This window comes from Nonomuraea rosea (assembly GCF_039539705.1).
GTDB classification, from domain to species: Bacteria; Actinomycetota; Actinomycetes; order Streptosporangiales; family Streptosporangiaceae; genus Nonomuraea; species Nonomuraea rosea.
In genome coordinates, this window is sequence record NZ_BAABDQ010000011.1 from 216,314 (window position 1) to 239,130 (window position 22,817).

The window sequence follows — 22,817 nt, forward strand, 5'->3', positions numbered from 1 at the left end:
GCCCAGAAGGCGGCGGTGGGCCGACCCAGCGTCCTGCGATGGCCGGCTCTGAGCCGTTGGTGGGACGGGGCCGTTCGGGGGTCAGGTGGTGGTGACCTGGAAGGTGCGGCGGTAGGTGTGGGGTGAGATGCCCATCGCGGCCTGAAGATGCTGCCTGAGCGACGCCGCCGTGCCGAAGCCCGCCCGGTCCGCGATCCGGTCCACCGGCAGGTCGCTGGCCTCCAGCAGGTGCCTGGCCAGGGCGATGCGCTGTTGGGTCAGCCACTGCCCCGGGCTCATCCCCACCTCCTGCCGGAAGTGCCTGGTGAACGTGCGCCTGCTCATCCCCGCGTGCCCGGCCAGGTCGTCGAGCCGGAGCGGGGCGCCCAGCCGTTCCATGGCCCAGGCCCTGGTGGGCGCCGTGCCGATGGTGGACGGCTCGGGCACGGGCTGCTCGACGTACTGGGCCTGGCCGCCGTCGCGCCACGGCGGCACCACGCACAGCCTGGCGACCCGGTTGGCGACGTCGCTGCCGTGGTCGCGGCGTACGAGGTGCAGGCAGAGGTCCACGCCCGCCGCCGCGCCCGCCGAGGTGAGCACGTCGCCGTCGTCCACGAACAGCACGTCCGCGTCCATCCGCACCTTCGGGAACGCCGCCGCGAGCCGCTTGGCGTGCCTCCAGTGCGTCGTCGCCGGACGGTCGTCGAGCAGGCCCGCGGCGGCCAGCACGTACGTACCGAGGCAGATGGACACGAGCCGGGTACCGGGCCGCAGACTCTCCAGGGCCCCGGCCAGCCCGGCGGGCAGCGACCGCCTGCCGTCGAGCCGGGCGAACCACTCGGCGGCCGGCACCACGACCGTGTCGGCGGTGGCCAGCACGCTCGCGTCGTGCTCGACCGCGACCGAGTAGTCGGCGGCGGTGGCGACGGGCTCGCCGTCGAGCGTGCAGGTGAGCACCTCGTACAGGCGCTCGTCATTGGGCCCCCGCGCGGTGCAGAAGATCCGGGACGGCACGCTGAGCTCGAACGGGATGACCCCGTCGACGGCGAGGACGGCCACGCGATGCATGGCCCGATCTTTACACATCATGACCTCCGGGCCACTCGCGGACCGGGTCCAGGCAGAGCAGGCTGGACCCCATGACGATGAACGCGATCAGTCAGGACGTACTCGGCGGCCCTGACGTGCTCAAGCCGGTGCAGGTCGGCAAGCCCGCCCCCGGGCCGACCGAGGTGCTGGTGCGGGTGGAGGCGGCGGGCCTGAACCCGACCGACTGGAAGACCCGCGAGCTGGGCGGCCTGCTGCGGCTGGAGCCGCCGTTCGTGCTGGGCTACGACGTCTCCGGCGTGGTCGAGGGCTCCGGCGTGGGGCAGGCGCTCTACGCGCCGGGCGACGAGGTGTTCGGCATGCTGAAGTATCCGGAGGGGCACGGCGCGTTCGCCGAGTACGTCACCGCGCCCTCCCGGCACTTCGTGCGCAAGCCCGCGGGCATCGACCACGTCCAGGCGGCCGGGCTCCCGCTCGCCGCGCTGACGGCCTGGCAGGCGCTCGTGGACGTCGCCGGGCTGACGGGCGGCCGCCGGGTGCTCGTCCACGCCGCCGCGGGCGGGGTGGGACACCTGGCGGTGCAGATCGCCAAGGCGCGCGGGGCGCACGTGATCGGCACCGCCAGCGCGGCCAAGCACGACTTCCTGCGCGTTCTGGGGGCCGACCAGCTCGTGGACTACCGGAACGAGGACTTCGCCGAGGTCGTACGCGACGTGGACGTGGTGGTCGACACCATCGGCGGCGACTACGGGCAGCGGTCGCTGCGGACGATGCGCCGAGGCGGCACGATCGTCTCGCTCGCGCTCGGGGCGCTCGACAAGACCCTGCACGCGCAGGCCGCGGAGCTGGGCATCCGCTCGGTGGGCATGCTGGTGGAGCCCGACTACGCCGCGATGCGGGCCATCGCGGCGCTGGCCGAGGCCGGTCGGCTGCGTGCCGAGATCGCCGCCGTCCTCCCGCTGGCCGAGGCCGCCAAGGCGCACGAGCTGGGCGAGACCAACCGCACCACCGGCAAGATCGTCCTCACCGTCCCCCACTGAACCGGCGCCGCAGTGACCCGACGAGTCCCCGCCGAGCCGGCGCGTCCCCACAGGTCCCCACTGAGCCGCGGGTGCCCGTTGGGGACGACCGCGCGGCGGCCGGTGTTCATCGTGAAGCCTCTTGCTTGGTAGATCGTTGCCCTAATCGACGGGCGGAAGGCAAAAACCTCCCCGGTTTGTCGGTGGCGGCATCTATACAAGGGGTATGACCGACAAGCCGACGAACGAGGACTTCCTCCGGCTGGCTGACCCGATGCGGCGCGAGCTGCTGGCGCACTGCTACCGCATGATGGGGTCGGTGCACGACGCCGAGGACCTCGTGCAGGAGACCTACCTGCGCGCGTGGCGGGCCTACGACGGGTTCGAGGGGCGTTCCTCACTGCGTACGTGGCTCTATCGCATCGCCACCACCGCGTGCCTGACCGCGCTCGACAGCCGCACCAGGCGCCCGCTCCCGACGGGGCTGGGCGCCCCGAGCACCGAGGCGAGCGCGCCCCTGGTGCAGGACACCGAGGTGCCGTGGCTGGAGCCGATGCCCGACGCGCTGGCCGGCGCCGGCGCCGCCGACCCCGCCTCCATCGTGACCGCGCGCGAGAGCATCAGGCTCGCGCTCATCGCCGCGCTGCAGCACCTGCCGCCCAGGCAGCGGGCGGTCCTGATCCTGCGCGACGTGCTCAGGTGGAAGGCCGCCGAGGTGGCCGAGGCGGTCGGCACCTCCACGGCCGCCGTCAACAGCATCCTGCAGCGGGCCAGGGCCCAGCTCGGCGAGGTGGCGCCGAGCCTCGACGACCCGGTCGAGCCGCTGTCGCACGAGCAGCGCGCCCTGCTCGACCGCTACGTCGCGGCGTTCGAGAACTATGACGTCGACAGCCTGGTCGACCTGTTCACCAAGGACGCGGTCTGGGAGATGCCGCCGTTCGTGGGCTGGTACCAAGGGCCGGAGACGATCGCGGAGCTCACCAGGGTGCAGTGCCCGGCCGAGCGGGCGGGCGACCTCAAGCTCTTCCCGATCGCGGCCAACGGGCAGCCCGCCTTCGCGGTCTACTTCCGCCAGGACGGTGTCTACCACCAGTTCGCGATCATGGTGCTGACGTTCGCCGGGGAGCGCGTCAGCCACGTCGGCATGTTCTTCGAGGAGAAGCTGTTCGAGACCTTCGAGCTGCCTGCGACTTTGGAGAGCGAGGCTTCCGCGCCAAAGTAGAACGCGTTACAGTCACGCCAGAGCATCGTTCTGGAGGCGACTGTGGGCACACCTGTGATCGTCGAGGCCGTTCGCACCCCCATCGGCAAGCGGGCGGGCTGGCTGTCCGAGCTCAAACCGCAACAGGTTCTGGCCGGCGCGCTCAACGGGCTCGTCCAGCGATCGGGCATCGACCCGGCGCTGGTCGAGCAGGTGTTCGCCGGGTGCGTGACCCAGGCGGGCGAGCAGGGCGGGCACGTCGGGCGGCACTCGTGGCTGTATGCCGGGCTGCCCTACCAGACCGGCGTCACCACCGTCGACGCGCAGTGCGGGTCGTCGCAGCAGGCCGTGCACCTGGCGGCGGCGATGATCAGCGCGGGCGTGCTGGAGGTGGGCGTCGGGTGCGGCGTCGAGGTGATGAGCCGGGCGCCGCTGGGCAGCAACGTGCTGCCCGCCAAGGCCAAGCCGGACGACTGGAGCATCGACCTGCCCGACCAGTTCACCGCCGCCGAGCGGATCGCGCGGCGGCGCGGGCTGACGCGCGAGCGGCTCGACTGGTTCGGGGCGCGCTCACAGCGGCTGGCGGCCAAGGCGTGGGCCGACGGGCGGTTCGAGCGGGAGATCGTGCCGGTCGGCGAGGTCCGCAGGGATCAGGGATTACGTGAGACGACCGTGGAAGGGCTGGCCAAGCTCAGGCCGGTGATGGACGGCGCCCTGCACACCGCCGGCACCTCCTCGCAGATCTCCGACGGCGCCGCCGCCGTGCTGGTGATGAGCGAGCAGGCGGCGCGGCGGCACGGGCTGCGGCCCAGGGCGCGGATCCTGGCGCAGGCCCTGGTCGGGGCGGAGCCGTACTACCACCTGGACGGCCCGGTGGACGCCACGGCCAAGGTGCTGGCGGCGGCCGGCATGAGGATCGGCGACCTGGACCTGTTCGAGGTGAACGAGGCGTTCGCGTCGGTCGTGCTGTCGTGGGCGAGCGTGCACGAGCCGGACCTCGACCGCGTCAACGTCAACGGCGGCGCGATCGCGATCGGGCATCCGGTGGGCGCGACGGGCGCGCGGCTGCTCACCACGGCGCTGCACGAGCTCGAACGCTCCGATTCGGCGACCGCGCTGGTCACGATGTGCGCGGGCGGAGCACTGGCCACCGCGACGATCATCGAGCGGATCGGCTGACCACGTATCCGGTGCACACGCGCGGCACTCATACCTGCGGCACTCACAGACACCGCGCTCATCGGGCGCCGGGCTCGAACGGGCGGCACTCGTGGAGGTCGCGTTCATGGACGCGGCGTTCGTACAGACAAGGCATGTTTTCGATCGGGGGGCGGATGAAGAAGAAGACCAGGCGCAGGCCGTACGTGGAGCAACGGCCGCAGGAGCTCGGCGGCGGGGTGTGGAGCGTGCCGGTGCCGATTCCCGGCAACCCGCTCGGCTACACGCTCGTCTACGCCGTCGAGTCGCCCAGAGGACCTGTGCTGGTCGACGCTGGCTGGAACCATCCGGACGCCTGGGAGGCGCTCAGCGGCGGGCTCGCGACGCTCGGGTTCGACGTGGCCGAGGTGCACGGGGTGGTCGTCACCCATTTCCACCCCGACCACGCCGGGCTGGCCGGCCAGGTCAGGGACGCCTCAGGGGCCTGGATCGCCATGCATGAGAGCGACGCGGCGCTGGTCAGGCTCATGATCCAGTACGCGGCCACTGAGCACAACAGCTTCCAGTCCGACATGCTCATGCGGGCGGGCGCCGATCCCGACGAGGTCCAGGACGTGATGGGCACCAGGCCCGCGCCGCCCGCGCAACCCGACCGCGAGCTGCGCGACGGCGACCTGGTCGACCTGCCGGGCCGCAAGCTCAGGGCCGTGCACACTCCTGGCCACACTCCCGGGCACATCTGCCTGCATCTGGAGGACGCCGACCGGCTGTTCACCGGCGACCACGTCCTGCCCGACATCACCCCGCACATCGGTATCTATCCCTTCGACCGGGAGGACGTGGACCCGCTGGGCGACTTCCTGGAGTCGCTGGACCGGGTCGGCGAGCTGGTGCCCCTGGAGCTCGACGCCATCGAGGCGTTGCCGGCGCACGAATGGATATTTCCCGATGTGGCCGCGCGCGCCGCCGAGATCCGCCACCATCACGAGGAGAAACTCGACCGGCTGCGCGCTCTCCTGGCTCAGCGGCCGGCACCGCTGACCATCTGGGAGGTCGCCGCGATGATGACGTGGAACAGGCCATGGGACGACCTGGCGCCCGTGCTGAGAGGCATGGCGGCCGGAGAGGCAGCGGCTCACTTGCGCACGCTGGAGGCCCGGGGCCAGATTCGGCGCGTCTCCAGTGTCGATGCGGTCCGTTTCCAGGCCCTAGACTCCTAGACATCCGATGTCTAGGGAGAGAAGCGTGGCGGTCACCGACGCGGCCATTGACAAGATCAAACAAATGATCGTCTCGGGCGAGCTGGCTCCTGGCGATCGGCTGCCGAAGGAGGCCGACCTCGCCGAGCGGCTCGGCCTGTCACGCAATTCGCTGCGCGAAGCCGTACGCGCGCTGTCCTTGATCAATGTCCTGGACGTGCGGCAGGGCGACGGCACGTACGTCACCAGCCTGGAGCCGCACCTGCTGCTCGACACCATGTCGTTCGTGCTCGACCTGCACCGCGACGACACGGTGATCCAGTTCTTCGAGGTCAGGCGCATCCTGGAGCCCGCGGCCACCGCGCTGGCGACCGAGCTGATGACCGAGGCCGACATCGAGGAGCTGCGCGTGATCCTGGAGTCGCTGCCCGACCGTCCCACGGTCGAGGAGCTGGTGGCCAACGACCTGGAGTTCCATCAGCGGATCGCGCAGGGGTCGGGCAACAGCGTGCTGTGCTCGTTCATCGAGAGCCTTTCCGGCCCGACCACCCGGGCCAGGATCTGGCGGGGGCTCACGCAGGAGGGCGCGATGGAGAAGACGCGGGAGCAGCACACCGCGATCTACGAGGCCATCGCCGCCCGCCAGGCCGACGTGGCCCGCTCGTGGGCGACCGTGCACGTGGCGGGCGTGGAGTCGTGGCTGCGCACGGCGCTGGAGCTGGACTGACCGGCGTTCGGACCGGCGCGGGCCGGATCGGGTGATCACGTGCCGACGACCGGCGCGATCCAGGCGGGGCGACCCAGGCGGGGCGACACCGCGCGGGGCGCGCACGAGTACATGCGGCCGGGCGCAGCCGCCCGCCACGGTCACCGAGGAGTACCGGAAGGGCCTGTCCCACGCGTACGACTCGCCCGAGACGGTGCGGGCACGCGCTCGACCATGTCCTGACCGCCGCCCCGCTGCCCAAGGCCGTGCGGGACACCGCGATACGTGACAGCCTCTCCGCCAGCGCCGAGGCCCGGCACGAATGGCCCCTGCACGGCATTGCGCAGGACATCACACGCGCGGCGCGGGACATCGAGATCCCGGTGACGGTGCCGGCCGGGGAGAACGACGTGGTGGAGCCGCCACGCGTGTTGCGCGACCACCTTTTGCCCCATACCCCGCACGCGACCCTGACGACCGTCCCCTACGTCGGCCACCTGCTCCCCGCGGAAGCCCCCGGCGCCGTCGCGGCAGCCCTCGAAGACTTCCGCACGGCGGTTCAGCGCTGACCGTACCGGCCGGCGGTCAGGGAGTTTGACCGTCCGATGGGTAGAACCGGTGGCGTGCCCGACAAACTGGAGCGATACCGGAGCAAGCGCGACGCCCAACGCACTCCTGAGCCCGTTCCCGACGTGTCTCCCCCCTCGTCCGAGGGCAACGCGTTCGTGATCCAGGAGCACCACGCGCGGTCGCTGCACTGGGACCTGCGGCTGGAGCGCGACGGCGTCCTGGTGTCCTGGGCCGTCCCCAAGGGCCTGCCCGCCGACCCCGGCACCAACCACCTCGCCGTGCACACCGAGGACCATCCGATGGAGTACCTCACCTTCCACGGCGAGATCCCCAAGGGCGAGTACGGCGGCGGCAGCATGACCGTCTGGGACACCGGCACGTACGAGACGGAGAAGTGGTCGGATCGGGAGGTCAAGTTCGTCCTGCACGGCGGACGGGCCTCCGGCCGGTTCGTGCTGTTCCAGACGAGGGGCAAGAACTGGATGATCCACCGCATGGACGCCCCGGCCCGGGACCCGTTCCCGCCCCTCGACCCCATGCTGCCGACCTCCCGCGCGAAGCCGCCGCGCGACGCCTCTCCCTACGCCTTCGAGTTCGCGTGGGGCGGACGCCGCCTCCTGGTGCCCATCGACGGGGGCCGCACGACCGCCGCCCGCGAACATCCGTGGCTGCGGGACCTGGCGGAGTCCTTCGGCAGCCGCACGGCGGTGCTGGACGGGGAGCTGGCCACGCTCGGGGGCGCGGAGATCCTCCTCTTCTACGACCTCCTGTACGACGACGGCCGCTCCCTGACCGGCGAGCCCTACACCGTCCGGAGGGCGGCCCTGGAGGCGCTGGAGCTGACGGGCGGCCACTGGCAGACCGCGCCGTCGTGGCCGGGGGAGGCGGAGGCGGTGCGGCGGGCGGCGCGGGAGCAGGGGCTGCCAGGGGTGGTCGCCAAACGGATGGACTCGGCGTACGAGGCGGGGCCGTCGAAGTCGTGGCTGTTCGTCCCGTCCTGAGGGCGGCCGATCCACCACGAGAGCGGCGACCATTCCACCACGAAGGTAGCGACCAAACCACCATGAGAGTAGCGACCAAACCACCACAGGACCAGCGACCAAACCACCACGGTTGAGCCTTGAAACGTGCCATGCTAGATCCATGGTCAGCACTACTCTCGGCCGGATCGTGCCCCGTCATGCCGAGAAAACCGTCGTAGAAGCCCTCTCGGACACGCGCGTCGTCCTGATCAACGGCGCGCGGCAGTCCGGTAAGAGCACTCTGGTGAAGCACCTCGCCAAGGGAAGGACGGCCGAGTGCCGCGACCTCGACCGAGAATTCATGCGCCAAGCGGCCATCAGCGACCCCGAAGGATTCATCGACTTCCCCGGCATGATGGTCATCGACGAGATCCAACGTGTGCCGGAGCTCCTGCTGGCCATCAAGGCGCAGGTCGACGCCGACCCCAGGCCCGGCCACTACCTGCTGACGGGCTCCGCCCGCATACTCGGGCTGCATGCGTTGCCGGACACCCTCGTGGGGCGGATGGAGACCATTGAGCTCTGGCCTTTCTCCCAAGGCGAGATCGACGACACTCCTGACCGCTTCATCGACGCGATCTTCGATCAAGGGGCCGATCTGCGTCACTCGTCCGAGGTCTCCCGTGCCGACTATGCGGAGCGCATCGTTCGAGGAGGGTTCCCCGAAGCCGTCAGCCGTACGAATGGCCGAAGGCGGCGGCGCTTCTTCGACTCCTACGTCGGCGACCTGATCGCCCGCGACGTGAACGAGCTCTCGAAGATCGAACGGCTGCCGGATCTTCATGCTCTGACACGCCTGCTCGCCGCCCGGTCCGGGCAGTTGCTCGTACGTCAGTCCATCGGCAACGATCTGGGGCTGCCCGCGAGCACCGCAACCAGATACCTCAGCCTGCTCGAAGAGGTATATCTGATCAAACGCGTACCCGCCTGGTCCCGGAACCTGAGCAGCCGTGCCGTCAGCACGTCCAAGGTCGCCTTCGTGGACTCCGGAGTCGCTGCGAACCTCCTCAGCATCGACGCACGAGGGCTCATTCGCCCGGGCGGGTTGTTCGGGCCCTTGCTCGAAGGCTTCGTCCTCATGGAGCTGGCACGCCAGCTGACCTGGTCGGAGGCGCAGGCCGACCTGTACCACTACAGAACCAAGGACGGCGTCGAAGTGGACGCCGTGCTGGAGAATCGGCGGGGACAGGTGGTGGGCATCGAAGTCAAGGCTTCCTCCACCGTCCGGGCCGACGACTTCAAGGGCTTGCGGCACCTCGCTGATCGACTTGGTGATGATCTGGTCGCCGGAATCGTCCTGCATACCGGCACTCAGACGCTGCCCTTCGGCGACCGGATGCGCGCCATGCCCGTCAGCGCGTTGTGGGAGGCCGGCTGACGAGATCCACCACGATCACCGCTGTCCGGCCGGTTACGCAGCGTTTTGCGACAGCGCGCTATTGCGGCAGCAGACCCTCCGCCGCCAGTTCCTCCCACAACGCGTCCGGGACCGGGCTGGACCACAGGGCGGCGTTCGCGGTGACCTCCTCGGGCGCGCGGGCGCCCAGGACGATCGTGGCGATCGCCGGGTGACGCAGGGGGAAGGCCATGGCCGCCTGGGGCAGCGTGACGCCGTGGCGTTCGCACACCCGCGCGATCCGCCTGGCCTTCTCCACCAGCGGCGCCGGGGCCGGCTGGTAGTCGTACGTGCCCGACGGCTCGTGGGTGGCGAGGAGGCCGCTGTTGAAGACGCCCGCCGCCAGCACCCTGACCCCGCGCTCCACGCACGCCTCCAGCAGGGGCAGGCCCGACTGGTCGAGCAGGGTGTAGCGGCCCGCGAGCATGACGACGTCGATGTCCGTCTCCTGGATGAAGCGCAGCGGCGCCTGCCACTGGTTCATCCCGACGCCGATCGCCTTGACCACGCCCTGGGAGCGCAGCTCGGCCAGCGCCGGATACGCCTCCATGATCGCTTGGTCCACGTGCGCGTCCGGGTCGTGGATGAGGGCGAGGTCGACGGCGGGCAGCGCGAGCCGGGTCAGGGACTCCGCCAGCGACCTGCGTACGCCGTCACCGGTGAAGTCCCACTGACGGACGAGGTCGGCGGGGACGTCGAAGCCCTCGTCGTCGCGGCCGTCTCCAGAGGGCGCGGGCACCAGCAGGCGCCCGACCTTCGTGGACAGGACGTAGCCCGAGCGATCGGCGAGCGCCGCGCCGAGCCGCCGCTCCGACAGGCCGAGCCCGTAGTGGGGCGCGGTGTCGAACAGGCGCACCCCGCTCTCCCAGGCGGCTTCCACCGTGGCCAGGGCCTGCTCGTCGGAGATCGGCTGGAAGAGGTTCCCGAGCGGCGCGCCGCCGAAGCCGTGGCGCGGCAACGCGATCACGCCGCACCCCCGCGCTCGGTCCTGGACCCGCACCCGCTGGCACTGATGCTCGCGCTGGCCCTCACGCTGGCGCTAGCCCCCGCGCTGGTGGGGCGAAACGCGCCGGTCGTATGATGTGTCATCAATCTTGTGCCTTTCCGCCCGCGATCCGGCTGATCATCAGCGCGATCAGGATGATGGCGCCGTAAATGACCGGCTGCCAGAAGCCGGAGACGCCGATGAGCGTCAGGATGTTCTGGACCAGGCCGATCACCAGCACGCCGGTCAGCGCGCCGAGGATCGTGCCCTTGCCGCCGTCCATGCTCACGCCGCCGATCACCGCCGCGGCGAACACCATGAAGATCCACCCGACCCCCTGGTTGTTGCCGATCGCGCCGAGCCGGCCGGTCTCCAGGATGCCGGCCAGCGCGGCCAGCGTTCCGCCCAGGATGAACACGCCCCACAGGACCCGATCCACCCGGATGCCCGCGGCGCGGGCGGCGTCGGAGTTGCCGCCGATCGCGTAGAGCGAGCGGCCGAGCCTGAGGTAGCCGAGCGCGAAGATGCCCGCGGCGAACAGCACCGCGGCGATCCAGATGGCCGCCGGCAGGCCGAGCCACATGGCGCTGCCCAGGTAGAGGATCGACTCGGGGAGCTCGAACAGCGTCTTGCCCTCGGTCGGACCCTGCAGGAAGCCGTGCACGATGATCAGCATGGCCAGCGTGACGATGAACGCCGACAGCTGGAACCGGATGATCAGGAACCCGTTGAACGCCCCGATGGCCGCACCGATCAGCAGCGCGAACGGGATCACCAGCACGCCCGGCAGCCCGATCCCGAACCCGCCGGCCGACACCGGGATGACCAGCATCACCGCGATGGCCGGGGCCGTGCCGACGGTCGACTCCAGCGAGAGGTCGAACTTGCCGGCGATCAGGATCATCGCCTCCGCCAGCACGAGGAGCGAGATCGCCGCCTGCTGCTGGAGGACGTTGGTCAGGTTGCCCGCCGTCAGGAAGGTCGGATCCAGGAACGCGCCCACGACGATCAGGAGCAGGATCACCGGCACCAGCGTCAGGTCACGGAACCTGGCCAGCCGCACCCGGGGGGCCGGCGCAGTCAAAGTGGTCAATCTTCTATGCCTTCCATCACGGCCACGAGCTCGTGGTCGGTCCACCCACGCGGCACGTCCTTCACGACCCTGCCGTGGAACATCACCAGCACCCTGTCGCAGATGCGCAGATCATCCAGCTCGTCGGAGACCACCACGGCCCCCGCTCCCCGTTCGACCGCGTCCTCCACGGCGCCGAGCAGGGCCTGCTTGGCCTTGACGTCGACGCCGGCGGTCGGGTTGATCACCACCAGCACCCTCGGGTCGTCCACGAGCGCCCGCGCGAAGACCACCTTCTGCGCGTTCCCTCCGGAAAGGTCTCCGACGGGCTGATCTGGTCCTTCCGTCTTGATGTCCAGATCTTTGATCATCTGTACGGCCTTGACCCGCCGTTTGGCCGGCGACACCATGCCGTACCGGCCCAGCTTGCGGGCGATGGGGAACGTGGAGTTCTCCCCCACGGACAGCAGCGGCACGAACCCCTCGTGGTGACGGTCCTCGGGCACGAACCCGAGACCCGCCTCCATGGCGGCGGGCACGTCACCCGGCCGCACGCGGGTGCCGTTGACCGTGACCGTGCCCGCGTCCGCCCTGCGCAGCCCGACCAGGGTCTCGGCCAGGCCGACCTTGCCGCTGCTCGCGGATCCGGCCAGGCCGACGACTTCGCCGGAGCGTACCGAGATGTGGACGTCCTGGTAGCGACCGCCCAGCGAGAGGCCCTCGCCCGTCAGCACCACCGTCTCGGCGGGCGTGCGGGTGCGGGACTCGTACGCCTCGGTGGCCTCCCCCGTCATGGCGGCGACCAGCTCGTCGTGCGGGAGGTGGGCGACCGGCCGCGTGACGATGTGCCGGGCGTCGCGGAAGACCGTCACGCTCTGGCAGATCTCGTAGACCTCGTCGAGGTGGTGGGAGATGTACATCATCGTGACGCCCTGCTCGCGCAGCGAGCGCATGCGGGTGAACAGCCGCTCGATGGCCGGCCCGTCGAGCCTGGCGGTGGGCTCGTCGAGGATGATGAACCTGGCGCCGAAGGACAGCGCGCGGGCGATCTCCACGAGCTGGCGCTGCTCGACGCTGAGGTCTCCGGCGAGCGCCTGCGCGTCGACGTCCACCTCGTACGTGTCCAGCAGCTCGCGTGCCCTGGCCCGCAGCGCGCGCCAGTTGATCACGTCACCGGTGGCGGACTGGCGGTTGAGGAAGAGGTTCTCCGCGACCGTCAGCGCCGGGATGATCGTGGACTTCTGGTAGACGCAGGCGACGCGCTGCCGCCAGGCGTCGCGGTCGGCGAGGGCGGGCGCCGCCTCACCCGAGAACAGCACCTCGCCCTCGTCAGGCCGCTGGAGCCCGGTGAGGATCGACACCAGGGTGGACTTCCCCGCGCCGTTCCTGCCGACGAGCGCGTGGGTCTCGCCCTCGGTGATCTCGATCTTCGCGCCGTTGAGTGCGGTGGTCGGGCCGAAGCGCTTCACGACATTTCGGGCTTCAACGTGATTTTTCATCACTTGACCTGGTTACCCCAAAGGCTCTTGTCGTCCACGTTCTCCTTCGTCACCAGTGGCGCGGGGAGCTGGTCCTCCAGGCCGTTGGGAAGCTGGATGATCGTGCTGCCGTGGTCCGTCGGGCCCGGCTTGAACGACTTGCCGTCCGCCGCCGCCTTGGCGTAGAAGAGGGCGTACTTGGCGTAAAGGTCGGCCGGCTGCGACACCGTGGCGTCGATGTCGCCCTTGCGAATCGCCTCGAACTCCTGCGGGATCCCGTCGTTCGAGATCACGAAGATGTGCTTGTCGTCGGTCGGCGGGACGAGCAGGCCCTTCTGCTTGAGCACCTGCAGCGTCGGCGCCAGGTGGACGCCGCCGGCATGCATGTAGATCCCCTTGATGTCCGGGTTCTGCTCCAGGCGGGTCTGCAGCATGGACGCGGCCTTGCTGCCCTCCCACTCCGTCGGCTCGCTGAACACCGTGATCCCGGGGAACTTCGCCTTCATGCACTCCGAGAACGCCTCGGACCTGTCGCGGCCGTTGATCGAGCTGAGCGCGCCCTGGAGCTGGACGACCTTGCCCTTGCCGCCGAGCTTCTCGCCGAGGAACTCGCAGGCCTTGGTCCCGTACGCGCGGTTGTCGGCGCGTACGACCATGTAGACCTTGCCCTTGTCCGGCCGGGTGTCGACGGTCACGACGGGGATCTTCTTGTTCTCGAGCTGCTGCAGCGTGTTCGCGACCGCGCCCGTGTCCTGCGGCGCCATGACGATCACCTTGGCGCCCTGGCCGATCAGCGCCTGCACGTTGTTGACCAGCTTGGCCACGTCGTTCTGCGAGTTCGTGGCGGGCATGAGGTCCACCTTGAGCTCGCCGGCCATCTGCGGGACGTACTTGATGTAGGAGTTCCAGAAGTCGGAGTCGGCGCGGGGGTGGTCGATGCCGACCTTCCCGCCGCCGCCTCCTCCTTCCGTGGAGGTGCCTGAGCCACACGCGGTCACGACCGCCAACAGGGCCGCGACCGCGACCGCCGGTCCGAGCTTCATTGGGGGGGTACCTTCCTTAGTGCCTTGCTGCAGGCCGGGGTGCCGGCCTCAGTTGGTTGGCCGGAGCCGGAGGCCCTGCATGCCGCCGTCGACCGCCAGCGCGGTCCCGGTGGTCGCACCGGCTTCCGGACTCGCGAGATAGGCGATCGCCGCGGCGACCTCCTCCGCGCTGACCAGGCGGCCCATCGGCTGCCTGGCGTTGAGTGCCGCCCGCTCCGCCGCAGGATCCGGAGCCGAGTCGAGCAGCCTGCCGACCCACGGGGTGTCGGCAGTGCCCGGGTTGACGCAGTTGACCCGGATTCCCTCGCGAATGTGGTCCGCGGCCATGGCGAGCGTCAGCGACAGCACCGCGCCCTTGGTCGCGCTGTAGAGCGCCCGCTGCGGCAGCCCGGCGGTCGCCGCGATCGAGCAGGTGTTCACGATCGCGGCGTGCTCGGACCTCCTCAGGTACGGCAGCGCCGCCCGCGCGACCCGGACCATGCCGAGCACGTTGACGTCGAACACCTTGTGCCACTCGCTGTCCGGGTTGTCCTCGATGCTGCCCTGTGCCCCGATGCCCGCGTTGTTGACGAGCACGTCGATGCCGCCCAGGCGCTCGGCGGCCTCGGCGACCGCCGCGCGTACCCCGGCGTCGTCGGTGACGTCCGCCTTGATCCCGATGAACGGCTCGCCGGGCGGGTTGAGGTCGAGGCAGGCGACCTTCATGCCGCGTTCGGCGAGCAGAGTGGCGGTGGCCAGGCCGATGCCGGCCCCGCCGCCGGTCACGATCGCTTTGAGGCTCACTCGTCCCTCCAGACCTCGCCGCCGGGGAACGTGTGGGCGGCGATCGACTCCGCGTGCATCTCCGCGCTGAAACCCGGCGCGGACGGGGCAACATAACGGCCGTTCCTGATGACGACCGGGTCCACGAAGTGCTCGTGGAGGTGGTCGACGTACTCGATCACGCGGCCGTCCATGGATCCGGTGACGGCCACATAATCGAACATCGACAGGTGCTGCACCAGCTCGCACAGCCCGACGCCGCCCGCGTGGGGGCACACCGGGACACCGAACTTGGCCGCGAGCAGCAGGATCGCGAGGTTCTCGTTGACCCCGCCGACGCGGGCCGAGTCGATCTGCACATACGAGATGGCCTCGGCCTGCAGGAGCTGCTTGAACACGATGCGGTTCTGGACGTGCTCACCGGTGGCCACCGGGATCGGGTCGATGCCCCTGGCGATGGCGGCGTGGCCGAGCACGTCGTCGGGGCTGGTCGGCTCCTCCACCCAGTGCGGCCTGAACTCGCGCAGCGCGTTGATCCACTCGATCCCCGAGCCGACGTCCCAGCGCTGGTTGGCGTCGATCGCGATCGGGTAGTCGGGCCCGCACACCTCGCGGGCCACCCTGAAGCGGCGCCTGTCGTCCTCGAGATCGGCGCCGACCTTGAGCTTGATCTGGCCGAACCCCTGGTCGAGCGCCTCTTTGCAGAGCCGCCGCAGCTTGTCGTCGTCGTAGCCGAGCCACCCGGGGGAGGTCGTGTAGGCGGGGTAGCCGCTCTCGATCAGCCGGTTGATCCGCTCTTCCTTGCCCTGTTCCGCATTTTTCAGGATATGGAGGGCCTGCTCCGGCGTCAGCGCGTCGCTCAGGTAGCGGAAGTCGATGAGATCGACGATCTCTTCAGGGGACATCTCGGACAGCAACCGCCACAACGGCTTGCCCGCCCGCTTGGCCTTCAGGTCCCACAGGGCGTTGACCACGGCGGAGATCGCCATGTGCATGACGCCCTTCTCCGGCCCCAGCCACCGCAGCTGCGAGTCGTTGACCATGTCCTTGTACAGGGCGCCGAGGTCCTCGACGTCCTTGCCGATCACGTACGATTCCAGCGCGCTGATGGCCGTGGTCTGGATGTCGTTGCCACGCCCGATCGTGAACGCGAACCCGTGCCCCTCGAACCCGTCGTCCGTCCTGAGCACGACGTAAGCCGCGGAGTAGTCGGGATCGGGATTCATCGCGTCGGAGCCGTCGAGCTCCCGCGAAGTCGGGAACCGCACGTCGTGCGTCTCCAACCCCACGATCCGGTACGCCCGCGCTGCCGTCACGCCCGTCCCACCGTCCGGCGCTGCCGTCACGCCCGCCCCACTGCCTGGCGCTGCCGTCATGCCTGGCCCACCGTCTGGCGCTGCCGGCCCAGCCGCTCGATCTCCAGCTCCATCACGTCTCCCGCACGCAGGTACGGCTGCCCTGGCATGCCCATCGCGACACCGGCCGGCGTACCGGTGTTGATCACGTCACCGGGCTCCAGCACCATGAACTGGCTCAGGTAGCGCACGATCTCGGCCACGTCGAAGATCATGTTTTTCGTGCCGCCGTCCTGGCGCAGCTCGCCGTTCACCCAGAGGCGCAGCGACAGGCTCTGCGGGTCGCCCACCTCATCCGCCGTCACCAGCCAGGGGCCGAGCGGATTGAACGTCTCGCAGGACTTGCCCTTGTCCCACTGCCCGCCGCGTTCGAGCTGGAACTCGCGCTCGGAGACGTCGTTGGAGATCGCGTAACCGGCGATCACCCCCAGCGCCTCCTCCCGGCTGCTCAGGTAGCGGGCCTCCTGCCCGATGACGATGGCCAGCTCCACCTCCCAGTCGGTCTTCACGCTGTCCCGCGGGACGAGCACCTCGTCGTACGGGCCGATCATGGTGTTGGCGGCCTTCATGAACACGACCGGCTCGGCCGGCACATCCGCGCCGGACTCGGCGGCATGATCGCTGTAGTTGAGGCCGATGCAGACGATCTTCCCCGGACGCGCGATCGGGGCCCCGATCCGCAGCCCTTCGGCGTCGACCACGGGCAGATCACCGCGCTCCAGCGCGTCACGGACGCGCGCTACTCCCCCGGAAGCGAGGAAAGCCCCATCGATCTCGGGCTCTCCGATGTCGCGCAGGTCACCGGCGGCATCCAGCACCACCGCCCGCTCCTGGCCGACAGGTCCTACTCGCAGCAGCTTCACACCGCATCCTTCATCTATACATCGGATGTCTTGCCTTCCGATGCTGGTGCGGACGGGTGGAGCGTGTCAAGGGTGCGGGCGTGTATACATCCGATCCGTGACCTCGAAAGACACCTTCGCGGGATTGCGGAGGGCCCTCGGGGGATCTCGGGCTACTGTGAACCGATTTAACCGCTCCGACGACTGCGTTTACGCCCTCGAAATTTCGCCCACCAAAACATCGGAGGTAAAGCCACCAGCCCCAGCACCCCACCCACAGCCGCATCCCCGCCACCCGAACCCACCACCCGGAACACACCGCCTCCGCCTCAACCGACCACCCCCGAACGCACCACCCAAACCGTCACCCGAATCGGGCCACCTCAACCCGCCACCCCGAAGGCACCGCCGAAACCCGCCACCCAAACGCACCACCCCAACGGCCACCCGAAACCGCCATGCCAGCCCCAATGCGCCATCCGAACGCACGACCACCTACGCCACCACCACCTACGCCCGACACCTTCGTCGTACCGGCTACCCACCGCTCCGGCCCACACATCGCGAGCCGAAGGAGCACCCCGCCCTCCCCGGCTAGGCCTATTGACCTCGCGCCCGGCGCGCGGCTCCTTGACGACCGTACAGGGACGTAATAGAACACGTTTCAGTAGGAGAAACCAAGCGCTTGATCAAGAGGGTGAGTCCAGTGCAGATCAACCTCATCGACAGGGACCTCTACGCGACTGCTGGACCACCACATGATCAGCTGGCCTGGCTCCGTGCCAATTCCCCCGTCCACTGGCACGAGGGCGAGCCGGGCTTCTGGGCCGTCACCAGATACGAGGACGTCGTGCACGTATCGCGGCACTCCGACCTGTTCTCCTCCTCCAGAAAGCTCGCCCTGTTCGACGAGATGCCGGAGGAGCAGATCGCGCTCCAGCGCCTCATGATGCTCAACCAGGACCCACCGGAGCACACGAGACGGCGCTCGCTGGTCAACCGTGGCTTCACCCCGCGAACGATCGGCGCCCTCGAACAACACATCCGCGACATCTGCGACGACCTCCTGGACAAGTGCTCCGGCGAGGCCGACTTCGTCACCGAAGTCTCCGCACCCCTGCCTCTCTACGTGATCTGCGAGCTGCTCGGCGCGCCCGTGGCCGACCGCGACAAGCTGTTCTCCTGGTCGAACCGCATGATCGGCAGCCAGGACCCCGACTACTCCGACTCTCCCGAAGAGGGCTCCGACGCCGCGATGGAGGTCTACGCCTACGCCAACCAGCTCGCGGCGCAGCGCAGAGCCAACCCGAAGAACGACATCGTCACCAGGCTGATCCAGCCCAACGAACACGGCGAGACGCTCGACGAGAACGAGTTCGACCTCTTCGTCCTCCTGCTGGTGGTCGCGGGGAACGAGACCACCCGCAACGCGGCCTCCGGCGGCATGCTCGCCTTCTTCGAGCACCCCGACCAGTGGGACCGCCTGGTCGCCGATCCCACCCTGGCCAAGACGGCCGCCGACGAGATCGTCCGCTGGGTCTCCCCCGTCAACCTGTTCCGTCGCACCTCCACCGCCGACCAGGTCCTCGGCGGGCAGCAGATCAAGGCCGAGGACAAGGTCGTGGTCTTCTACTCCTCCGCCAACCGAGACACCACGGTCTTCCCTGACGCCGAGGTCTTCGACATCGCCCGCGACCCCAACCCCCACATCGGCTACGGCGGCGGCGGAGCGCACTTCTGCCTCGGCAACCACCTCGCCAAGATGGAGTTGCGCATCCTCTTCGAACAGCTCGCCCGCCGCCGCCCCCGCCTCCGCCAAACCGGGCCGGCCCGGCGCCTGCGCTCGAATTTCATCAACGGCATCAAGGAACTGCCGGTAACCATCGGCTGACAACGGTGACGTGGCGGACGGTAGCGACGTAACTGACGTGGCCATGTAGCGGCTGACATGGCCTTCCCTTCGCGGGACGGGTGGTGGGGTTTGGGTGCGGTGATGTGGACGTGTGGGGGATCGATCAGGCTCGCCTGGGTGCCGCTGACCTGAATCGGGATTTGCGTCGGGCCGCACGGATGCGGCGGAGGATGCGAATGGTCTCGTCTGGACCGGGTCGCCAGCCGCGTTCGATCAGGGCGTCGGCGACGTTGTGGAGGAGGTCTGCGATCTGGCCGGGTATGACGTCTCTGCGGACGGCGATCACCCGCCAGCCGCGCTGTCGGAGCTCTTCCCTGCGGTCGGCGTCGTGTTGCCGGTCGGCGTCTGAGGTGTGGTGCTCCTGACCGTCGTACTCGACTGCGAGTTTGAACTCCTCCCAGCCCAGGTCGAGGTACGCGGATCGGTCGTTGGTCAGGTCGACCTTGATCTGGGTGACGGGCCTCGGGAGGCCGCCCTCCACGAGGACGACCCTGAGCATGCTCTCCCTGGGTGAGGCGGCACCCCGGTCGGCCAGGCTCAGGGTGTCGCGCAAGTGCCAGGAGTTGAGCGGGCGATGCCACAGGGCTTCGAGGTCCACGCCCATGCGGGCGAACTGGTCGAGTAGCACCACCGCTTCCATGCGGGGCAGCCAGCGGGCGCAGTCGAGGGCTGTGCGTTCCATGGTGGTGAGGCGGACGCCCTGGTGCTCGGTGATGTCTTCGGCGGAGAGCGGCACCACGTACGAGACGCAGCCGGGGAGCGCCAGGTAGCTGGGGGCGATCAGCTCGACTGGCCAGTCTTCCTCTGTGCCTCCTGTGAGGCTTATGCCCCAGATGTGCGCGGCCGTCTGGCGGCATACGACGGCTTGCGGGACCGATCGCGTAACCCGGGCGGCGCGCTCGGTCAGCGGGGGCGTCTTGCAGGGTGGACGCCCAAGAAGTGTGTAACGCGTCCGGTGAGGTGGGAGCTCGGTCTCCGGTTGGTGAGGCGGAGCACCCGCGGACCAGGTCTCGGATCCGGCCTTGGGTCCGGCCTTGGGTCCGGCCTGAGGTTCGGCCTTGGGTCCGGCCTCGGACGCGGTCTCGGACGCGGTGTGGGGCCATGCCTCGGACGCGGCGTGGGGCCATGCCTCGGACACGATCTTGGGTGCGGTCTCGCGAGGTGGTGCCGCCGGTGCCCCAAACCCAGCGACGGAAGCGGCCAAGGGTCCTTCTCTAGGGTCACCGCTGAAGTCGGCCATCAGTCCCGTGGTGGGATGGTCGATAGGGCTGATGGACGTCGTTGACTCGGCCGCCGTCGCCGATCCAGTGGACGTCGCGACCCCAGCGGGCCTCGCTGACCTGGCGGACGTCGCGGAGCCAGCCGGACTCCCCGGGCTGGTGCGCATCGCTGATCTGGTGGACCTCGCCGACCCAGCAGGTGCCGCCGACCCAGCGAGCGCCGCCAACCCAGCGAGCCTCGCTGATCTGGCGGACGTCGCGGAGCCAGCCGACGTCGCCGGACTGGTGCGCATCGCAGCTTCAGTAGGCGTCGCGGACCTGGCTGGGGTCACGGGCCCGGCACGGGTCGCAAGCCCAGTCGGGATCACGGGCCCGATTGGAGCTGCAAATCCAACCGGGGGTGCAAGCCCGCCGAGGAATGCGAGCCCGGCAAGGGATGAGAGCCCAGTGGAGGAACCAAGCCAGGCAGAAGACCCGAGACCAGCAGGGGACGCGGGCCCGGTGGAGGGCCCGAGACCGGCCGAGGACCCGAGACCGGTGGAGGGCGCGAGCTCGGCGGGGGGTGCGGTGGGTGGGCTGGGAGAAGGTGCAGGTCCGGTGGGGGTGGGTGGGCACGCGGATGGGAGGGGTGCGAGCGGCGGGTGATCCATGCGGCCAAGGGTGCCTCGGCGGGGTGGTGCTTGTGGGGGCCGAACTGGATTCTGTGGATAAGTTTCGGCTATCCACAGGGAACGCAGAACAGGTGCGCCGCGCACCGCCCCACGGTCCGCGTTATGGCTGGGGTGTGAGGGCGCGCAAGGCCGGGAGGACCTCTGCGGCCAAGAGTTCCGCCTGCTCACGTGGCGCGGGGCCCGTGGGAATGAAGTTCATCGAGGTGAAACCCAGCTCGGCGAACCCCGCGAGTACATCGGTCACCTGCTGCGCTGAACCGGCCACGACCGCTCCATCGTCCCCAGCCCGGCCGATGTGGAACGGCACGTTGTATACGCATCTCACGGCCCGCCCAGCCGACAGGACCCGCTCCCGCATCGCGGCCGCCTGCTCCGGCGGGGCGAAGCTGAGCGAAGGGATCCAGCCGTCCGCCAGGCGGCCGGTCGCCTCCAGGGCGCGCTTCCCGTACGTCCCCAGCCAGATCGGGATCGGGCTGATCGGCTTGGGCTCCATGGCGGCCTGGTACGTGTGGTAGCGGGTGCCTTCGTAAGTCAGGTCCGGCTCCGTCCAGAGCCCGCGGATGATGTGGATCGCCTCCACCATGCCGTCCACCTTCTCCTTCGGCGTCGGCACCCCCAGCCCGAACGCCCGGAATTCCTCATCCGAGTACCCGCCCCCGAGCCCGAGGATCAGCCGGCCGCCCGACAGCCGGTGCAGCGTCTCGGCCATCTTGGCCACCATCGCGGGCGAACGGTACGGCACCCCGAGCACCCGCGTGGCGACCCTGATCCGCGAAGTCGCGGCGGCGACCCAGGTCAGCATGGTCCACACCTCGTACGTCGGCTCGTTCCCGGACGGATGGTCCGAAGCCGATACGAAGTCGAACCCGAGCTCCTCAGCCACCCTCGCGTCCCCCACAGGATCGGCGCCGGGAGCGGCCGAGGTCGATAGGCCCAGTCCGAACATGTCGCTCTCCCCAAAGCTTGGTTTACATGTAACCTAGATCCGCAATTGGTTACACGTCAACTAAACTTCCCCGGCATGGACCCACGCTGGTTGGACGACGCCGAGTTCCGGGCCTGGATCGGCTATCGCAGGATGCGGTTGCTCCTCGACGCGCAGGTCAGCCGGGACCTCCAGCGCGACTCCGGCCTGTCCGCCCCCGACTACGACGTCCTGTCCGCGCTGACCTCGACCGAGGATCATCGGTGGCGGCTGACCAAGCTGGCCGACCGGATGCTCTGGTCGAAGAGCAGGCTTTCGCGGCACATCAGCCGGATGGAGCAGCGGGGATTGGTCACCAGGGAGGGGTTCGAAGGTGACGGCCGTGGCGCCATGATCGTGCTGACGGAAGGCGGGCTGCGGGCCATTCGGGAGGCGGCTCCCGATCATGTCGCGTCCGTCCGCCGCCACTTCATCGACCTGCTGTCGGCGGAGCAGATCGAGGTGCTGGGCACGGTTGCGGAGACGGTCCTGGCCCATCTGACAGGCGTCGACGACGCTCAGCAGGCTCAGGAGGGACCGATCACGGAAGACGTCTGATCAGCCCGCCCACGAGGGACCGGCGCCCCGGCCTGATCGGCTGCGAGAGACGCCTGACCCCCCGCTGGGGAGGCCGCAGGACGGTCCCGCCGCCCCGCCGCAGAACGGGCCCGCCGCCCGCCATCCACTGCCCGCTGCCCACCGCAAGCGGCCCGCTGCCCACCACGCGCCACCCGGCCAGCCGACCGCCGACCGTCGGTCGGCCACTGCCCGGCGACCGACCAGTCAGGGATGCAGCGTGAGCCCCTTCAGCACCTTGTCCACGCCGTTCTTAGGCCCATGGATCGCCACCCCCACCAGCGCCAGCTCATCGGCCCCCACAGCCCGCACAGCCGCCCGGTTGTCCACGTCGTTCCCCGTCTTGAACATCTCCTCGATGTAGACGGCCACCTCCATCCCCCGCCCCGACGCCTTCTCCCGCACGCCCCTCAGCTCCTCCAAGCCCCCCGCATAAACCAGCACAGGCTGCCGGAACATCGGCAGATACCCGTTCCCCGACCCGTCCTCATACGGCTCCCCGATGGTCTCCGGCACCCCGCCCGCCACCGCCGAGGCGAGGAAGGCGGTGACGTTGAGCCGCTGCCACGCGGCCAGATCCGCGCGAACCACAATGCCGATCTTGGTATCGAAACGCATGGCCCCAGTCTCCACGCCCCGC

General features: G+C 69.6%; 21 protein-coding genes. 10 read left to right on the forward strand and 11 right to left on the reverse strand.

Annotated features, from left to right (window positions below):
- Window positions 1-81: 81 nt before the first annotated feature.
- Window positions 82-1,047 carry a GlxA family transcriptional regulator gene (locus ABEA43_RS26080; protein WP_345565712.1) on the reverse strand — a complete coding sequence of 322 codons (966 nt, stop codon included), beginning with the start codon at window positions 1,045-1,047 and terminating at the stop codon, window positions 82-84.
- A 77-nt stretch (window positions 1,048-1,124) separates the two neighbouring features.
- On the opposite strand from ABEA43_RS26080, the gene ABEA43_RS26085 reads away from it, so the two are divergent.
- From ABEA43_RS26085 to ABEA43_RS26120, 8 genes are all read left to right on the forward strand, one after another.
- Window positions 1,125-2,066 carry an NADP-dependent oxidoreductase gene (locus ABEA43_RS26085; RefSeq protein WP_345565912.1) on the forward strand — a complete coding sequence of 314 codons (942 nt, stop codon included), beginning with the start codon at window positions 1,125-1,127 and terminating at the stop codon, window positions 2,064-2,066.
- Between the two features lie 205 nt (window positions 2,067-2,271).
- Window positions 2,272-3,267 carry a sigma-70 family RNA polymerase sigma factor gene (locus tag ABEA43_RS26090; protein ID WP_345565714.1) on the forward strand — a complete coding sequence of 332 codons (996 nt, stop codon included), beginning with the start codon at window positions 2,272-2,274 and terminating at the stop codon, window positions 3,265-3,267.
- 42 nt (window positions 3,268-3,309) lie between these two features.
- The gene (locus ABEA43_RS26095; protein WP_345565716.1) at window positions 3,310-4,425 is read left to right on the forward strand and encodes a steroid 3-ketoacyl-CoA thiolase; all 1,116 of its coding nucleotides are present in this window, start codon (window positions 3,310-3,312) and stop codon (window positions 4,423-4,425) included.
- Window positions 4,426-4,559: 134 nt separating this feature from the next.
- Window positions 4,560-5,624 carry an MBL fold metallo-hydrolase gene (locus ABEA43_RS26100; protein WP_425570365.1) on the forward strand — a complete coding sequence of 355 codons (1,065 nt, stop codon included), beginning with the start codon at window positions 4,560-4,562 and terminating at the stop codon, window positions 5,622-5,624.
- Between the two features lie 25 nt (window positions 5,625-5,649).
- On the forward strand, window positions 5,650-6,330 hold the full coding sequence (locus ABEA43_RS26105; protein ID WP_345565718.1) for a FadR/GntR family transcriptional regulator: 681 nt from the start codon (window positions 5,650-5,652) through the stop codon (window positions 6,328-6,330).
- Window positions 6,331-6,575: 245 nt separating this feature from the next.
- Window positions 6,576-6,878 (forward strand): alpha/beta fold hydrolase, encoded by a 303-nt coding sequence (locus ABEA43_RS26110; RefSeq protein WP_345565719.1) that lies wholly within the window; start codon window positions 6,576-6,578, stop codon window positions 6,876-6,878.
- Between the two features lie 36 nt (window positions 6,879-6,914).
- Window positions 6,915-7,880, forward strand: a complete 966-nt coding sequence (locus ABEA43_RS26115) for a DNA polymerase ligase N-terminal domain-containing protein (RefSeq protein WP_345565721.1) — start codon at window positions 6,915-6,917, stop codon at window positions 7,878-7,880.
- 169 nt (window positions 7,881-8,049) lie between these two features.
- Window positions 8,050-9,279 (forward strand): ATP-binding protein, encoded by a 1,230-nt coding sequence (locus tag ABEA43_RS26120; protein ID WP_345565722.1) that lies wholly within the window; start codon window positions 8,050-8,052, stop codon window positions 9,277-9,279.
- A gap of 58 nt (window positions 9,280-9,337) precedes the next feature.
- On the opposite strand, the gene ABEA43_RS26125 is transcribed toward ABEA43_RS26120, so the two are convergent.
- From ABEA43_RS26125 to ABEA43_RS26155, 7 genes are all read right to left on the reverse strand, one after another.
- Entirely contained in the window at window positions 9,338-10,264 is a 927-nt protein-coding gene (locus ABEA43_RS26125) for an aldo/keto reductase (protein ID WP_345565723.1), read from the reverse strand.
- Window positions 10,265-10,385: 121 nt separating this feature from the next.
- Window positions 10,386-11,366: an ABC transporter permease gene (locus ABEA43_RS26130; RefSeq protein ID WP_345565725.1), complete on the reverse strand. Its 981-nt coding sequence runs from the start codon at window positions 11,364-11,366 to the stop codon at window positions 10,386-10,388.
- A gap of 5 nt (window positions 11,367-11,371) precedes the next feature.
- Window positions 11,372-12,823 (reverse strand): sugar ABC transporter ATP-binding protein, encoded by a 1,452-nt coding sequence (locus ABEA43_RS26135; RefSeq protein WP_345565727.1) that lies wholly within the window; start codon window positions 12,821-12,823, stop codon window positions 11,372-11,374.
- 29 nt (window positions 12,824-12,852) lie between these two features.
- The gene (locus ABEA43_RS26140) at window positions 12,853-13,875 is read right to left on the reverse strand and encodes a sugar ABC transporter substrate-binding protein (protein ID WP_345565729.1); all 1,023 of its coding nucleotides are present in this window, start codon (window positions 13,873-13,875) and stop codon (window positions 12,853-12,855) included.
- 48 nt (window positions 13,876-13,923) lie between these two features.
- A complete protein-coding gene (locus ABEA43_RS26145) occupies window positions 13,924-14,658 on the reverse strand; it encodes an SDR family NAD(P)-dependent oxidoreductase (protein ID WP_345565731.1) in 735 nt (244 codons plus the stop codon).
- Window positions 14,655-16,013: an L-fuconate dehydratase gene (locus ABEA43_RS26150; protein ID WP_345565733.1), complete on the reverse strand. Its 1,359-nt coding sequence runs from the start codon at window positions 16,011-16,013 to the stop codon at window positions 14,655-14,657. The genes ABEA43_RS26145 and ABEA43_RS26150 overlap by 4 nt, the downstream gene beginning before the upstream one ends.
- The gene (locus ABEA43_RS26155; protein WP_345565735.1) at window positions 16,010-16,855 is read right to left on the reverse strand and encodes a fumarylacetoacetate hydrolase family protein; all 846 of its coding nucleotides are present in this window, start codon (window positions 16,853-16,855) and stop codon (window positions 16,010-16,012) included. Before ABEA43_RS26155 ends, ABEA43_RS26150 begins: the two co-directional genes overlap by 4 nt.
- 685 nt (window positions 16,856-17,540) lie before the next feature.
- Between ABEA43_RS26155 and ABEA43_RS26160 the strand changes: the two genes are divergently transcribed.
- The gene (locus ABEA43_RS26160) at window positions 17,541-18,725 is read left to right on the forward strand and encodes a cytochrome P450 (protein WP_345565737.1); all 1,185 of its coding nucleotides are present in this window, start codon (window positions 17,541-17,543) and stop codon (window positions 18,723-18,725) included.
- A 124-nt stretch (window positions 18,726-18,849) separates the two neighbouring features.
- Here the strand turns inward: ABEA43_RS26160 and ABEA43_RS26165 are convergent, their stop codons facing one another.
- Complete coding sequence (locus ABEA43_RS26165) at window positions 18,850-19,485, reverse strand: DUF559 domain-containing protein (RefSeq protein ID WP_345565739.1); 636 nt, start codon at window positions 19,483-19,485, stop codon at window positions 18,850-18,852.
- Between the two features lie 1,252 nt (window positions 19,486-20,737).
- Window positions 20,738-21,583: an LLM class flavin-dependent oxidoreductase gene (locus ABEA43_RS26170; protein ID WP_345565741.1), complete on the reverse strand. Its 846-nt coding sequence runs from the start codon at window positions 21,581-21,583 to the stop codon at window positions 20,738-20,740.
- A 75-nt stretch (window positions 21,584-21,658) separates the two neighbouring features.
- On the opposite strand from ABEA43_RS26170, the gene ABEA43_RS26175 reads away from it, so the two are divergent.
- Complete coding sequence (locus ABEA43_RS26175) at window positions 21,659-22,159, forward strand: MarR family winged helix-turn-helix transcriptional regulator (protein WP_345565743.1); 501 nt, start codon at window positions 21,659-21,661, stop codon at window positions 22,157-22,159.
- 225 nt (window positions 22,160-22,384) lie between these two features.
- On the opposite strand, the gene ABEA43_RS26180 is transcribed toward ABEA43_RS26175, so the two are convergent.
- A complete protein-coding gene (locus ABEA43_RS26180) occupies window positions 22,385-22,795 on the reverse strand; it encodes a DUF2000 family protein (protein WP_345565745.1) in 411 nt (136 codons plus the stop codon).
- Window positions 22,796-22,817 lie beyond the last annotated feature (22 nt).

Excerpts from the sequence above, each read along its gene's own strand:
- ABEA43_RS26080 (WP_345565712.1), bottom strand. The coding sequence starts at position 1,047 with ATGCATCGCGTGGCCGTCCTCGCCGTCGACGGGGTCATCCCGTTCGAG.
- ABEA43_RS26085 (WP_345565912.1), top strand. The coding sequence starts at position 1,125 with ATGAACGCGATCAGTCAGGACGTACTCGGCGGCCCTGACGTGCTCAAG.
- ABEA43_RS26090 (WP_345565714.1), top strand. The coding sequence starts at position 2,272 with ATGACCGACAAGCCGACGAACGAGGACTTCCTCCGGCTGGCTGACCCG.
- ABEA43_RS26100 (WP_425570365.1), top strand. The coding sequence starts at position 4,560 with ATGTTTTCGATCGGGGGGCGGATGAAGAAGAAGACCAGGCGCAGGCCG.
- ABEA43_RS26115 (WP_345565721.1), top strand. The coding sequence starts at position 6,915 with ATGGGTAGAACCGGTGGCGTGCCCGACAAACTGGAGCGATACCGGAGC.
- ABEA43_RS26140 (WP_345565729.1), bottom strand. The coding sequence starts at position 13,875 with ATGAAGCTCGGACCGGCGGTCGCGGTCGCGGCCCTGTTGGCGGTCGTG.
- ABEA43_RS26150 (WP_345565733.1), bottom strand. The coding sequence starts at position 16,013 with ATGACGGCAGCGCCAGGCAGTGGGGCGGGCGTGACGGCAGCGCCGGAC.
- ABEA43_RS26170 (WP_345565741.1), bottom strand. The coding sequence starts at position 21,583 with ATGTTCGGACTGGGCCTATCGACCTCGGCCGCTCCCGGCGCCGATCCT.
- ABEA43_RS26175 (WP_345565743.1), top strand. The coding sequence starts at position 21,659 with ATGGACCCACGCTGGTTGGACGACGCCGAGTTCCGGGCCTGGATCGGC.
- ABEA43_RS26180 (WP_345565745.1), bottom strand. The coding sequence starts at position 22,795 with ATGCGTTTCGATACCAAGATCGGCATTGTGGTTCGCGCGGATCTGGCC.